This window comes from Caballeronia sp. 11_S32, from assembly GCF_056930355.1.
Window position 1 is genome coordinate 1 of record NZ_JBXOWH010000001.1, and the last position, 12,963, is coordinate 12,963.

Here is a 12,963-nt window from a genome sequence, read left to right on the forward strand (position 1 = left end):
TTCATGTCGATGCTGGCAGTCAACCACCTGACGCCGGTGGTCGGAATCGACGTCCACATGGTGATCGTGCCGCCGGCGCCCAGCCCCATTCCGCTGCCGCATCCGCACGTGGGCGTGGTGCTCGATCTGCGCGAATACGTCAATGCGGCGATGGCGGTCATCGGCAGCATCGTGTTCAGCTTCGTCGAGGAACAGGCCGAGGCCTTCGTGCAGGCCCACGAGCAGCAGATCGAGCAGCTCATGCGCAGCGATCTCGTGCAATCGGGCATGGGCGCGGTGAACGCCGTCATGAGCAACGACGCCGTGCAGGCCGGCATGGGCGCGATGAACAAGCTCAACGCGCTGCAGAACAAGCTCAACGACGCGCTGGGCGGCAACGTCGGCCAGGGCGGGGGCGGCGCGCCGATCTTCATCAACGGGATGTTGCGCGCGACCGCCGGCACCCACACGTTTCACGTGCCGGGTCTGCATTTCCCACTGGGCGCGAGCTTCGCGGCATCCGATGCGAAGGGCCCGTCGCAGGATTCCGAATCCTTCATGGGCAGCCGCACGGTGCTGGCCAATGGCGATCCGATGTCGTTTCTCGCGCTGCCCGCGCTCAGTTGCTGGTGCGCGGGCATGCTGCCGATGTCGCACAACAGCGCGCACACCGACCGCAAGTACATGTCGCTGCCCACCTCGGTGATGCTGCCGATCCCGGCCGAGCGTCCGGTGCTCGTGGGCGGGCCGCCCGTGATGAACATGATGGCGGTGGCCGCTGCGCTCTTCAAGGCGTTTCGCGGCTCGAAGCTCGCGAAGAAGCTGTTCGCGAAGTTTCCGTCGGGCTTCATCAAGTGCGTGATCTTCGACGCGGAGCCGGTCAACTCGATCACCGGCGAAGTCGTGGTGCAGCAGAACGACTTCACGGTCGAGGGCCGATTGCCGCTGGTGTGGGACCGCTATTACGCCAGCCACGACGATTTCGCGGGCGCGCTCGGTCACGGCTGGCGCAGTCCGGCCGACATTCGTCTCGAGCTGGTGCGAGAAGGCGCGCAGTTTGGCGCGGCGGTGTATTTCGCGGATCACGCCACGGCGTTCGACGAACTGCCTGCGCAGTCGGGCTGGACGGAGCGTGTCTACGATCGCCAGCATGGGCATGCCCTCTTTATTGAGGATGACGAAATTCGTATCCGCACCCGCGCCGGAATCGAGTACGCGTTCGCCTTGCCTCGGCAGTGGCGCGAACGCGTGCCGAGCGTCGCGGAGGGCCGCACCTTCGGCCTGCCGCTCGCGCGCCTGTCGGATCTGAACGGCAACGCGTGGCACATCGAGCGGCGTGTCGAGCCGCGCGACGGCAGCCTGTCGATCCGCTTCATCGAGCATGGCGGCGAGCAGCCGACGGGTCGCGAAGTGCTCGCCGGCCCCGGCAGCGTGAGGGGCTGCATCGGCGCGGTGGTCTTGCGCGATGCGCAGGGCGGCACGCACCCACTGGCGACGTATCGTCAGGACGAGCAGGGCAACCTGGGCGCGGTGCGCGACGCGCACGACGTGCCCTACAGCTTCGAGTACGCAGGCCCGCACCAGATGGTGCGTCACACGGACCGCAACGGCCTGTCGTTCTACTACAACCACACGCGCCATGTGGACGGCATCTGGCGCGTCGATCACGCGTGGGGCGATGGCGGCCTGTACGACTATCGCTTCGAGTATGACCTGGCGCATCTGGAGACGCGCTTCACCGACTCGCTCGGGCATGTGACGGTGCTGCAGTACAACGACCAGCAGTGGCCGGTGGCGCGCATCGACGGATTGGGCGGCGTGCGCAGCTACCAGTACGACAGCCAGGGGCGAACCATCGCGGAAGTCGATCCCGGCGGCCACACCACGCAGTGGGAATACGACGCGTACGGCAATCTGCTGACGCATCGGCTGGCGGACCGCACGGTGGTGCGCACGGAGTACGACGCGGATCATCGTCCGGTGTCGATCACCGATCCCGAAGGCGGCGAGTGGCAGCAGTCATGGGATGCGCAGGGAAACCTGATCGCGCAGACGACGCCCTCGGGTATCGCAACGGCCTTCGCCTACGATGCGCGCGGCCAGCTCCGGCAGGTCACCGATGCCGCGCGGCGCACCACGACGCTCGACTACGACGGCTGCGGCCACCTGTCGAGCCTGAGCGATGCGTTGGGCCGCATCACGCGCTTCACGCACGATGCGCGTGGCAATCTGCTGCGCCGCGAATCGCCCGGCGAGGAGTCCACGCGTTATGTGTGGGACGCGAAGGACCGCCTGGTGGCGTGCGAACTTCCGGGCGGGCGGCAGGTGCGCTGCGAGTACGACCGTGAGGACAATCTGATCCGCTACACGGATGAAGCGGGGCAGATCACGCGCTTTGGCTACTACGGGCAAGGGCAGTTGCAGACGCGCACGGACCCGGACGGCAGCCTCACGCGGTATCACTACGATACGGAAGAGCAGCTCATCGGCGTGAGCAATCCGCTGGGCCAGACCTGGCAGCTCAGGCGCGACGCGGCGGGGCGGCTGATCGAGGAGATCGACTACTACGGGCAGTCGCGGCGCTATGCATATGATGCGTCGGGCCACCTGAGCCGCACGGTCGATCCGCTGGGCACGGTGCTGGCGATCGCGTGCGATCCGCTCGGGCGCATCACGCGTCGAAGCGCGGACAGCGGCGCGGTGGAGGAATATGCGTACAACCGTCGCGGGCAGTTGATCGAAGCGCGCAATGCGCATGGCGTGGTGGCACGCGCGTATGACGTCGATGGCCGGATCACCTGCGAGACGCAGCAGCAAGACGGGACGCTTGGCACGGTGGAATACGTGTACGACGCGGCCGGGGAACTGGTCACGCAGCGGCGTGAATTGCGTTCATCGGCGAGCGAGGCGGCGTATCGTCAAACGCTGACGTACGGTTACGACGCGTTGGGGCAGGTACAAACGCTGAAGATCGGCGCGCACGAGCCGATTCGCTTCACGCATGACATGGCGGGTCGGCTGAGCGGGCTGCGGCTGAGCGCGCAACTCGATCAGCTGTACGAGTACGACGGCGCGGGACGGCTTGCACGGCAGACGGCAAGGGCGGCGGGGCAGCGCGATGCGCAGGTGGCGTACGAGTACGACCCGAGCGGCAATCTGGTGACGCGCAGCGATAGCCGGCTCGGGGTGGATCGGTATCGCTACGATCCCTTGGGGCGGATTGTCGCGCATACGGATCCGGCCGAGCGCGTGCGTCACTTCGTGTACGACGCGCAGGGCGATCGTTTCCGCACGGTGCGCGAGGATCGGGACGGGCGCGAACTGCGTCAGGCCGATGGCGCGCATTGGTGGATGGATGCGGCGGGGCAACTGACCGAGCGTCACGATCGCGAGCTGGGCGTGCAGCGTTTCGAGTGGGATGAGTTTGGACGCTTGGCGCGGTTCGAGAACACGTCCAACGAGCGCTGGACGTATCGCTACGATGCGCTGGGGCGACGGATCGGCAAGCAGGCGGCGGAGGGGCGCATCGCGGGGAGGACGCATCGCGAGCAGGGTTCGCGCACGCACTTCCTGTGGGACGGCGATGTGATGGTGGGCGAGGTGCGCGAGGCGCCGGCCTGTGCTGGACAGGCTCGGTTCTATGCGTATCATGAAGGCGGCTTCGAGCCGCTGGCGATGCAGGGGTTGGAGCGGCAGGCGGATGGCGCGGGTAGTGGGCAGGTGGTTGAGACGGGGTTATTCTTTTACGAGAATGAACCCAATGGTGCGCCGAGCCGACTCCGAAACGAAGCAGGCGAGATCGTTTGGGAGGCGCATTATGGCGTTGCCGGTGGCGTTGACTACTTAGAGACCCAGCAGGTTGAGCAGTCGATTCGACTCATGGGTCAGTACTTCGATCAAGAGTCGGGGCTGCACTATAACCGGCACAGATATTTCGATCCGGATACCGGGATATTTATATCTCAGGATCCGATTGGACTGCTGGGTGGCCTGAATGTTTTCGAGTTCGCGCCAAACTTCTTCGGATGGATTGACCCTCTTGGTTTAAAGAAAAAGAAAAAATGCGCGTCGCCAAGATGGAAGAAAAGACGGAGATTCATTGCTGGTGATTCAGGGCTCAAGGATCACGCGCTCCGACATTCCAACTTGTCGCCGGAAGAATATCTGGAGCGCGGCAAAAAGAATATTTCTGATGGAATAAAGCTCAAGGGTGGAAAATATCCTGACGCAGGGTATCATGTTCGGAAGATTGGTGAGGATAGTTACAGCCTTACCATCACAGATAAGAGGGGTCAAATTCTTTCGATAGATACTTGGTCGAAAGAAAGTTCACCGATTACTCAAGAGAAACTTGGCGCAGGCTTTAGAAACAGCGGCATTACACCCCCGAAGAATTTCTGGGAGAGTTTGTGATGACCATGGCGAGGATGATCGAACTTAAGGATGCCCTGGAAAGATCAGGCTGGATCGTTTCCAGCAAAAGTGACGATTTGTTTTATGTTGATGACGAGAGAGTTTTTTGGAATATCCAAAAAGCTTGGTCGGAAAACGCGATTGAACTAATTTTTTATTTATTTGATGATTTTGGCGGAAGGACTCGAAAATTGGCGGATATTCTGTATGTGGAAGACAGAGATCAGCTAAAGAGACTTTATTTTAGTAAAATTTCGTCGAATAAATGGAGGGAAGATTTGAAGATCTTTGTTTGTAGTTTGTAGTTTTTTGTTATTGAGAGGGCCACGAAAGCGGCCCTTTGTCTTATTCGGCGGTAATCACAAGCCTACCAGGGGCAGTACTTCGATCGGGAGTCGAGCCTCTGCTACAACCGCTATCGGTACTTTGATCCGCAGACCGGCATATTCATTAGTCAAGATCCGATTGGACTGCTCGGTGAGAAAATTCTTATCAATTCGCTCCCAATGTCTTGAATTGGTTCGATCCTTTGGGATTGGGCAAAATGAACGGAGCACGTGCTAGCGAATATGCAAAAGGATCACGCAAGTCAAATAGAAAGATTTATTCCAGTGATTCAAAGACTGGCAGGTATGCCGAAATCGTAGGGTTGGACGATTTAGCTGGAAGGCGAGGAGGGATTGGGGGCGAGCACATCGTTATTGATGGCGTAGAAGGAAATTGTCGCCCTGGTGGTTGGTTTCCGGCGCCTATTTGTGGGCAATGCAGAAGCGACATTTTTGATCAATTGGAAGCGCATGGTGCCGCTAGTGTAACGCTTGAGTGTAATAGTGCAAAAGCGAAAAAGCGACGAATTACAATAGCTGCTTCTAACTTTGGTGAGGCGTCAAAGCGGATGAAAGAAATAATTGGGTCGGCTCCTACTTCGCCAGCTCGTAGAAATAAAATGTGGAAAGCTTTGAAAGATCTTGGAGCTTTCAGATGATGTCGCGAACCGAGATAGATAGTACGAGTGCTGCTTTTGAATATATCCCACAAGCGAAGATTTTAAAGATCTTTGTTGGGGTGAATCTCCGATTCAATTTTCAGTCGATGGAATTTGAGATAAACAGGAATCCATATGGAGATCATGTTTTGTACGGGATACGTAATCTCGCTATTTCGGATGATTTGACAAATATGTCTTTCGACTCTGAGGTCCGAGGGAAGATTGAAAGCTTTGATGTTCGAGGAAGTTATGATTTTACCAGATTACTGTTTTCTTTTTTGACTGAGAAAAAACTAAAAAAACAAGATTATTTGGTTGATATGGATCGAGTGACGATAGAGTTTAGAGATGATCATTTGAGTAAGGTTTTTATACTGAAGCGGGATATGAGTGGGAAGCTTATGGATTCTTTAAGTATTATCTCCGAGTCAGGGCAAGCATATTTCTTAAGAAAGAATCCGTGGGGAAAGCTGAAAATCAAGATGGTTGATATTTTTAGGAATGATCTTTTGATAAAAACAAAAGGGGCGGAATTTAGGTGTGGATTTGATCTGCAACCGTTGCTGCTAAAGATGGTAGGGGATTTATTGAGGTGTTCTAGCTGATTTATAACCGGCACCGATATTTCGATCCGCAGACCGGCATCTTCATCAGTCAGGATCCGATCGGACTAAACGGCGGTATCAATCAATATGGTTATGCGCCGAACGCGTTCGGATGGATAGATCCCCTCGGTCTAGCTAGATCGACTGCGGGAAGACAGGCGCGGCTACGAGACATCGCTAACGATCCCAAGCAACCTAGCTACGTTAGGGGCTGGATTCGTCAAGAGATTAATGCAATTGAAGGAAAGAGCAAAAATAAGCGAGGAAACGTAAAAAGCAGGATTCGCGTTCCTCCAGGATTTGATATGGCTCATTGGCGTGGTTATGAGTCTGCAAAGGGTTTCGACTATAGCTTCACTGACCTGAACTTGACAAAGCTGCATCAAACCCCAACATAGGTACGATGACCACGGCAAGAAAAATAAGAAGCGGTCTAGTAAAAAGGGATGTTTGATCGCGGCCGCACTCGAAGAAACGCTTGAAGGATAACGGTGAGAGATATGCTGAAACTGAATAAAGTGCAAATTGAGAAGCTACTTTCATCGAGCCGGAAGAGTCGGTACGAATTTTCCGTGAAGAAAATTGTTGATTGGGAAGAAGCTTGGGGCTTATACGAGGATGGTTGGACAATGTTAGCGGACGACGAGGGAAATCTGATTTTCCCTATCTGGCCTGCGAAGGACTTTGCGTTTCAAAAGAAAATTCGAGTCCTGTTCCGAAGGAAATATTTCTCGATGAGTTGATGGATGATCTTCTTCCGAGACTGGCCCATGATAATATTTGAATTGTCTTCAACGTCAATGGAAGATCGGATACACCAGTGGTCAAGGCTAATGATTTTTTGAGGGACCTTACTATCGAGTGCAGTAAATACTGATTTGTATTGAATCACTGATGATGTTTGGAAGGGCTGCTTAGCGGCCCTTTGTTCGTCTAGTTCGAAATCTGATATGGTGGCAGATTCCTTTTTGGTAGATATGAAGCACCCTGTTGGCTATGATCGCGATACGGGCTCGGTACTTACTAAAGTGAGAATATTTGTTCGTAGAGATACAAATAAATTAATCACGGGTTATCCAGAGGAATAAGGAATCGATGGTTGCTAAGTATTACTGGTGCGAGGTGTGTCCAAAATGCGGCGGCCAAGGGCGGCTTGTTATTAGAAAACGTCAGGATAGCCAGGGTCTATTTCTGCAATGTGATGAATGTGAGTCGGCATGGGTCAACAAGGACGAGGTTGGTGATAAAAGCAAGGTTTTTTTGGGCTTTGATTTGAAATCTTCTCGTGCGACTGATGTCGATATTGTTGAGTATGGATGGTCTGATTATATGAAGCATGAATATTTTGAGTAGGGGCTTTGCCAAATCTGTTTTCCGACACGAAGATGGATTTCGATTCCGCTCTTGAACGAAGGGCCGCTAAAAGCGGCCCTTTGCTTGTCTACTCAGCGGTAATCACAAGCCGCAGTGTTCAACAAGCGGTGTGAGCACGATGACGATTGCCGCCCCGTGCGATGTCCCTGTGCCGCGACCCCGCCTATCAAATTAAGACCAGGTTGATTGCACCACCCCTCCGTTGCCGATAGCTTCAAACCTTTTGCCCAGTCTGAAGCGATGCCCAAATTGAAAGTGTCTAGCGCGGTAACCCTGATCTGCGTGGTGATCGGCCTGAGCGGCTGTTCGAGCTTCGTCAAGGATCCCGATCCGCAGGAATACATGAGCCGCGTGAAGATCGGCATGACGCGGGCGGATGTCGAAGACAGTCTCGGTCCGCCCGACGGAAACTGGGGACCGTGGCACTCCCAGTGCACCGAATACGGCTTCGGCAAGCACGGCGCCGATCGTTACGCCATCTACTACAACAACAAGAGCCGCGTCGTGTACACGGAACACGCGGGATGCAGCGTCGCCAAGGCCAAGGAAGTCGGCCTGCGTTGAGCGCCAGAAACGACAAACCCCACGCCAGCGCGTGGGGTTTGTCTTCGAGCGCGCCGTTCAGCGCATCAGTTCACCGTGGGCCGCCACTTCAAAAGACGCTGCTCCACAGCCGTGAGCAGATAATCCGCCGCGAGCGCGACGACCGCAAGCACGATCATCGCGGCGAACACGCCGCTTGCATTGAACGCGCCCTGCGCTGTCGAGATCAGCAAGCCGATGCCTTGCTTCGAACCCAGAAACTCGCCGACCACCGCGCCGACCAGCGCGAAGCCGAAGCTCACGTGCAGGCTCGCGAGAATCCACGACAGCGCAGAAGGAATCACGACCGAAGTCGTCACCTGACGCCGCGACGCGCCGAGAATCTGCGCATTCGCGATCATATAGCGGTCCGCTTCGCGCACGCCCTGGAATGCATTCGCGAACACGACGAAGAACACCATGACGACCGCAAGCGCGACCTTCGACGCCATGCCGAGACCGAGCGCGATCACGAACACCGAGCCGAGCACCACGCGCGGAATCGAATTGGCGATCTTGATGTAGATGCTGAACACATCCGACAGCAGCTTGTTGCGCCCGAGCACGATGCCGCAGAACACGCCCGCCACCGAACCGATGATGAAGCCGAGCCCCGTCTCTTCGAGCGTGACCCAGACTTGCGTGAGGAGCGGCCCTTGCGAAGTGCCGTCGACGAACCATTCGACGATCTGATCGAAGATCGCGGACGGCATCGAGAAGAAGAACGGATCGATCCAGTGAAGACGAGCCGACAGTTCCCAGCCGCCGAGCACGAACACGAGCACCGCGATGCGCAGGCCGATCACGAGCGCATTGCGCTGCTTGATGCGCCTTTGCGCTTCGCGTTCGACTTGCGCGAGCGCGGTGGGGTCGATGCCCGAGGGCATCGCTTGTTGAGGCGTGGACATGTTTGATGTTCCTTTGGTGCAGGTTCAACCGATCTGCACTTCTTCGCGCAGGTCGTGCCAGATATCGCGCGATATCTCGATGAAGTGCGGGTGATAGCGAATCTCCGACGTGATGCGCGGACGCGGCAAGTCGATCTCGTAGACCTTCTTGAGCGTCGCGGGGCGCGCCGTCAGCACGAACACGCGATCCGCGAGCGCGATCGCTTCTTCCAGATCGTGCGTGACGAACACCACCGAACCCGCATTCGCCGACCACAGTTGCAGCAATTCGTCCTGCATCAGCGTGCGCGTCTGCATGTCGAGCGCGCTGAACGGCTCGTCCATCAGCAGGATTTCGGGCTTGTTGATGAACGTCTGCGCGAGCGCGACGCGCTTCCTCATGCCGCCCGACAACTGATGCGGATAGTGCTTGCCGAACTTGTCGAGCCCGACGCGACGCAGCCAGGACTGCGCTTCGTCATAGGCGGCGGATTTCGAGCGGCCGCGATAAAGCGGGCCGGCGGCGACGTTGTCGAGTACCGAGCGCCACGGGAATACCGCATCGGCCTGGAACACGAAGCCGATGCGCGGATCGATGCCATCGACCGGCTGGCCCATCACGCGCACTTCGCCGGTCGTCGGCTTGAGCAGGCCGGTGATCATGCTGAGCGTCGTGGACTTGCCGCAGCCTGTCGGGCCGACGATCGCAACGAACTCGCCCTTCGCCACCGACATGCTGAAGTCGCGCAGCGCGACGGTCGCCTTGCCGTCCGGCGAAATGAAGCGGCACGAAACGTTGCGCAGCTCGATCGCGGGTTGAGTGGATTGATTCATCGTGGAAGCCTCACTTCGACGCCGTCGCCGTGCCCGACAGATACTCGTTCGAATACGTGCGCGCCAGATCGATATGCTTGCCCTTCACCGAAGGATTGAACGCGGCGAGCACCTTCAGCACCGTCTCGGGTCCATCGGCGGGCATCTTGCCGTCCTTCGTGAACATCGGCTGCGAGGCCTTCAGCGCGGCCACGTAGAGGTCCTTGTTCTTCGCGTAATAGTCCTTCGGCATCTTCTCGGTGATCTCTTCGGCGCTATGCGTCGCGATGAAGTTGAGGGTTTTCGCGAACGCGTGCGAGAGCTTCGCCGCATCCGTCTTGTGCGATTCGGCCCACGCGCGCTGCACGTAGAAGCTCGATGCCGGATACGTGCCGCCGAGCGCGGCGCGCGTGCCGTCGAGCGTGCGCATGTCGACGAGCACCTTGGCTTCGCCGGTCTTCAGCAGTTGCGAAATGGTCGGCTCGGTTGTCATGCCCGCGTCGATGCGCTCCTGCTTGACCGCGGCGATGAAGCTCGCGTCCGCGCCCACCGGCAGCAGCGTGTATTCTTTCGAGGTCACGCCCGCGCGCTGGGCGAGGTATTGCGTGAGAAAGCTCGTCGATGAACCGAGGCCCGTCACGCCGAGCGTCTTGCCTTTGACATCGGCCATGCTCTTGATCTTGTCCGCCTGCTTCGTCGACACCATTTCGACTTCGCCCGGCACCTGGCCGAAGATCACGAGTGCCTGCACTTCCTTGCCCTTGCTCTGAAGGTCGATGGTGTGATCGTAGAAACCGACGACGCCCTGCACCGCACCGGCCAGCAGTTCATTCTCTGCATCGACGCCGGCGGGCTGCGAGAGGATTTCGACGTCGAGGCCTTCGTCCTTGAAGTAGCCGAGCTGTTCAGTGAGCTTAGCGGGCAGATAGATGATCTTGGTCGCCCCGCCGACCATGATGGAAATTTTTTCGGCATGAGCGGATACGGAAGCGGCCGCGAGTGCGAAAGCAATACCGGACACAGCAGCGATCTGGCGCAGAGTACGCATCAGGAGTCTCCTTGAGGTGGGCCGTGACGTGAGAAATGGCCCGCTTTTTTGAATGTGTGCGGCGATTATAGGAAGACGAAACCTTCTGCCAGCTTTCTGCGCCGATGGCAAAACATGGGTGTTAACCCGATGCTTCATACGCCGGGCCGACGCCCTACAATCGCGCCACCATGAAGCTGCTTCTCATCGAAGACAATCCGACGCTTTCTCTCTGGCTCGCCAAGACGCTGGAACAGGAGTCGTTCACGCTCGAAGCCGTGCAGGATGGCGAGTCCGCCGATCAACTGCTGCGCACGAATCAATACGACGTCGTGCTGCTCGACCTGAACCTGCCGCGCCTCTCGGGCAAGAACGTGTTGCGACGCATGCGCCAGCGTGGCGACGCGACGCCGGTGATGATCCTGACCGCGAGCGGTTCCATCGACGAGAAAGTGGAGTTGCTCGGCGCGGGCGCGGACGATTACCTCGTCAAACCTTTCGAAGTGCGCGAACTCGTTGCGCGCGTGAAGGTGATGATCCGGCGGCGCACGTCATCGACGGCGAATGAGCTCGCGTGCGGCGATCTCGTCTTCGATATCGACACGCATCAGTTCACGCTCAAGGGCGCGCCGCTCAACGTGACGCCGCGCGAGCGCAGCGTGCTCGAAGCGCTGATATTGCGGCTCGGCAAGACGGTGTCGAAGGCATCGCTGCTGGATACGATCTTCACGCACGAAGACCAGCCGAGCGAGGATGCGCTCGAGATATACATATCGCGGCTGCGCAAGAAGCTCGACGGCAGTTCGGCCGCGATCGTCACGCTGCGCGGGCTCGGCTATCTGCTGCGCAAGAAGGACGATGACCAATAGCCTGCGCGTCCGTCTTCTGTGGTGGCTGCTCGTGCCGCTCGCGATCTACGTGTTCGTGACCGGCAAGGCCGCGTACGACAATGCGCGCCATACGGCGGATCTCGTGCAGGAGAACACGCTGCTGGCATCGGCGCGGATGATCGCGGGCGAGGTCGAATGGTCCGATGGCCGCTTGCTCGTCGATATTCCGCCTGCCGCGCTCGAAGTGTTCGCGTCCCCTTACGGGGATCAGGTTTTCTACAACGTGAGCGTCGACGATGGCCGTCTGCTCGCGGGCGTGCCCGGCTTCCCCACGCGTGCGACGACGGCTCACGATTCGCCGAACTACTACGACGCCGATCTGGACGGCAAGCCGGTGCGCGCCGTGGGTTTCGTGCGGCAGATGTACGACAACGGCGCGATACGTCGCGTGCTGGTGTCAGTCGGCAAGACGCAGGCCTCGCGCGATGCGATGATCCGCGAACTGTGGCGTCCGCAGCTCGTGCGGCAGATCGAGATGGTGCTGCTCGCGGTGGCGCTCGCGTGCATCGGCCTCACGTTCGAATTGCGGCCGCTTCTGAAGGTGAAGGAAGACGTGATGGATCGCGATCCAATGCAGCTCGAGCCCTTGCGCGTCGAGCGCCTGCATACGGAGTTGCGGCCCATCGTCGAGGCGATCAACCAGTGCATCGCGCGGCTCGGGCTTCAGGTCGCGGCGCAACGGCGCTTCATCGCGGATGCCGCGCATCAGTTGCGCACGCCGCTCACGCTGCTGGAGACGCAGTTGCAGTTCGCGCGGCAGCATCGCGAGATGGAGCCAACGCTTTCCGAAGCGCTCGCGGCGATGCAGCGAAGCAACCGGTCGATGGTCGGTCTCACCAACAAGCTGTTGCTGCTCGCGCAGGCCGAAGCGGCCGACTATACGCAGCTTGCGAAGCAGAAGGTCGATCTGGCCGCGATCGCGCAGGATGTGATCGAAGATCTCGCGATGTTCGCGCAGAAGCGTGAGATCGATCTCGGCGCGGAGCTGGTCGAGTCGGCTTGGCTCATCGGGCATGAAGGATTGCTGTCGGCGCTGGTCTACAACATTGTCGAGAATGCGATCCGCTACACGCAGCCGGGCGGACACGTGACCGTCGCGGTCGCGCGCGATGCGCAGCGCGTGACGCTGGCCGTCACCGACGACGGCCCCGGCATTCCCGCCGAAGCGCGCAGCCGCGTGTTCGAGCCGTTCTATCGCGCTTCGGCCGATACCGAGGGAACCGGGCTCGGGCTCGCGATCGCGAAGGAGATCGTGCAGGCGCACCGGGGGGAGATCGGGCTTCGGGCGCGGGAGCAGTCGGGGCGCGGGCTGACCGTATCGGCCACGTTCTTGTCCTGTAGCGCTCTCTGATCCGACAATACGGAAAATTAATGATTGACGTCCCCATGCCGAAAGGCTGAAGCT

Annotated in this window: 13 protein-coding genes and 1 pseudogene; 11 read left to right on the forward strand and 3 right to left on the reverse strand. The window is 58.6% G+C overall.

What is annotated here, in order from left to right; all coding sequences use genetic code 11:
• From AC1Z32_RS00005 to AC1Z32_RS00045, 9 genes and pseudogenes are all read left to right on the forward strand, one after another.
• A partial coding sequence (locus tag AC1Z32_RS00005; protein WP_483476669.1) for an RHS repeat-associated core domain-containing protein occupies positions 1 to 4,392 on the forward strand: 4,392 nt, incomplete at its 5' end.
• Positions 4,392 to 4,697, forward strand: coding sequence for a hypothetical protein (locus AC1Z32_RS00010; protein WP_483476670.1), 306 nt, complete (start codon positions 4,392 to 4,394; stop codon positions 4,695 to 4,697). The genes AC1Z32_RS00005 and AC1Z32_RS00010, both read left to right, overlap by 1 nt.
• A 66-nt stretch (positions 4,698 to 4,763) precedes the next feature.
• Positions 4,764 to 4,927: pseudogene (locus tag AC1Z32_RS00015) on the forward strand (RHS repeat-associated core domain-containing protein); the annotation flags it as partial.
• Between the two features lie 9 nt (positions 4,928 to 4,936).
• Positions 4,937 to 5,377, forward strand: coding sequence for a hypothetical protein (locus tag AC1Z32_RS00020; protein WP_483476671.1), 441 nt, complete (start codon positions 4,937 to 4,939; stop codon positions 5,375 to 5,377).
• Positions 5,374 to 5,985, forward strand: a complete 612-nt coding sequence (locus AC1Z32_RS00025) for a DUF8184 family protein (RefSeq protein ID WP_483476672.1) — start codon at positions 5,374 to 5,376, stop codon at positions 5,983 to 5,985. The genes AC1Z32_RS00020 and AC1Z32_RS00025 overlap by 4 nt, the downstream gene beginning before the upstream one ends.
• A gap of 44 nt (positions 5,986 to 6,029) precedes the next feature.
• Positions 6,030 to 6,383 carry a polymorphic toxin type 8 domain-containing protein gene (locus tag AC1Z32_RS00030; protein ID WP_483478163.1) on the forward strand — a complete coding sequence of 118 codons (354 nt, stop codon included), beginning with the start codon at positions 6,030 to 6,032 and terminating at the stop codon, positions 6,381 to 6,383.
• 102 nt (positions 6,384 to 6,485) lie between these two features.
• Complete coding sequence (locus AC1Z32_RS00035) at positions 6,486 to 6,728, forward strand: DUF2750 domain-containing protein (RefSeq protein ID WP_483476673.1); 243 nt, start codon at positions 6,486 to 6,488, stop codon at positions 6,726 to 6,728.
• A 352-nt stretch (positions 6,729 to 7,080) separates the two neighbouring features.
• Positions 7,081 to 7,338, forward strand: a complete 258-nt coding sequence (locus AC1Z32_RS00040; RefSeq protein ID WP_483476674.1) for a hypothetical protein — start codon at positions 7,081 to 7,083, stop codon at positions 7,336 to 7,338.
• 261 nt (positions 7,339 to 7,599) lie between these two features.
• The gene (locus AC1Z32_RS00045; protein WP_483476675.1) at positions 7,600 to 7,923 is read left to right on the forward strand and encodes a hypothetical protein; all 324 of its coding nucleotides are present in this window, start codon (positions 7,600 to 7,602) and stop codon (positions 7,921 to 7,923) included.
• A gap of 65 nt (positions 7,924 to 7,988) precedes the next feature.
• Here AC1Z32_RS00045 and AC1Z32_RS00050 read toward each other — a convergent pair whose 3' ends face one another.
• From AC1Z32_RS00050 to AC1Z32_RS00060, 3 genes are read right to left on the reverse strand one after another with little or no spacing between them, the layout of a single operon-like run.
• Complete coding sequence (locus AC1Z32_RS00050) at positions 7,989 to 8,849, reverse strand: ABC transporter permease (protein ID WP_483476676.1); 861 nt, start codon at positions 8,847 to 8,849, stop codon at positions 7,989 to 7,991.
• 24 nt (positions 8,850 to 8,873) lie between these two features.
• A complete protein-coding gene (locus AC1Z32_RS00055; protein WP_062608324.1) occupies positions 8,874 to 9,662 on the reverse strand; it encodes an ABC transporter ATP-binding protein in 789 nt (262 codons plus the stop codon).
• A gap of 10 nt (positions 9,663 to 9,672) precedes the next feature.
• Positions 9,673 to 10,689, reverse strand: coding sequence for an ABC transporter substrate-binding protein (locus AC1Z32_RS00060; RefSeq protein ID WP_483476677.1), 1,017 nt, complete (start codon positions 10,687 to 10,689; stop codon positions 9,673 to 9,675).
• Between the two features lie 170 nt (positions 10,690 to 10,859).
• Here AC1Z32_RS00060 and AC1Z32_RS00065 point away from each other — a divergent pair, with 170 nt between their 5' ends.
• Together AC1Z32_RS00065 and AC1Z32_RS00070 are read left to right on the forward strand one after the other, a co-directional pair.
• Positions 10,860 to 11,537: a response regulator gene (locus AC1Z32_RS00065; protein ID WP_483476678.1), complete on the forward strand. Its 678-nt coding sequence runs from the start codon at positions 10,860 to 10,862 to the stop codon at positions 11,535 to 11,537.
• Positions 11,527 to 12,909: a sensor histidine kinase gene (locus AC1Z32_RS00070; protein WP_483476679.1), complete on the forward strand. Its 1,383-nt coding sequence runs from the start codon at positions 11,527 to 11,529 to the stop codon at positions 12,907 to 12,909. Before AC1Z32_RS00065 ends, AC1Z32_RS00070 begins: the two co-directional genes overlap by 11 nt.
• Positions 12,910 to 12,963: the final 54 nt, after the last annotated feature.

Excerpts from the sequence above, each read along its gene's own strand:
- AC1Z32_RS00070 (WP_483476679.1), top strand. The coding sequence starts at position 11,527 with ATGACCAATAGCCTGCGCGTCCGTCTTCTGTGGTGGCTGCTCGTGCCG.
- AC1Z32_RS00055 (WP_062608324.1), bottom strand. The coding sequence starts at position 9,662 with ATGAATCAATCCACTCAACCCGCGATCGAGCTGCGCAACGTTTCGTGC.
- AC1Z32_RS00020 (WP_483476671.1), top strand. The coding sequence starts at position 4,937 with ATGAACGGAGCACGTGCTAGCGAATATGCAAAAGGATCACGCAAGTCA.
- AC1Z32_RS00025 (WP_483476672.1), top strand. The coding sequence starts at position 5,374 with ATGATGTCGCGAACCGAGATAGATAGTACGAGTGCTGCTTTTGAATAT.
- AC1Z32_RS00045 (WP_483476675.1), top strand. The coding sequence starts at position 7,600 with ATGCCCAAATTGAAAGTGTCTAGCGCGGTAACCCTGATCTGCGTGGTG.
- AC1Z32_RS00010 (WP_483476670.1), top strand. The coding sequence starts at position 4,392 with ATGACCATGGCGAGGATGATCGAACTTAAGGATGCCCTGGAAAGATCA.
- AC1Z32_RS00040 (WP_483476674.1), top strand. The coding sequence starts at position 7,081 with ATGGTTGCTAAGTATTACTGGTGCGAGGTGTGTCCAAAATGCGGCGGC.
- AC1Z32_RS00035 (WP_483476673.1), top strand. The coding sequence starts at position 6,486 with ATGCTGAAACTGAATAAAGTGCAAATTGAGAAGCTACTTTCATCGAGC.
- AC1Z32_RS00065 (WP_483476678.1), top strand. The coding sequence starts at position 10,860 with ATGAAGCTGCTTCTCATCGAAGACAATCCGACGCTTTCTCTCTGGCTC.
- AC1Z32_RS00060 (WP_483476677.1), bottom strand. The coding sequence starts at position 10,689 with ATGCGTACTCTGCGCCAGATCGCTGCTGTGTCCGGTATTGCTTTCGCA.
- AC1Z32_RS00050 (WP_483476676.1), bottom strand. The coding sequence starts at position 8,849 with ATGTCCACGCCTCAACAAGCGATGCCCTCGGGCATCGACCCCACCGCG.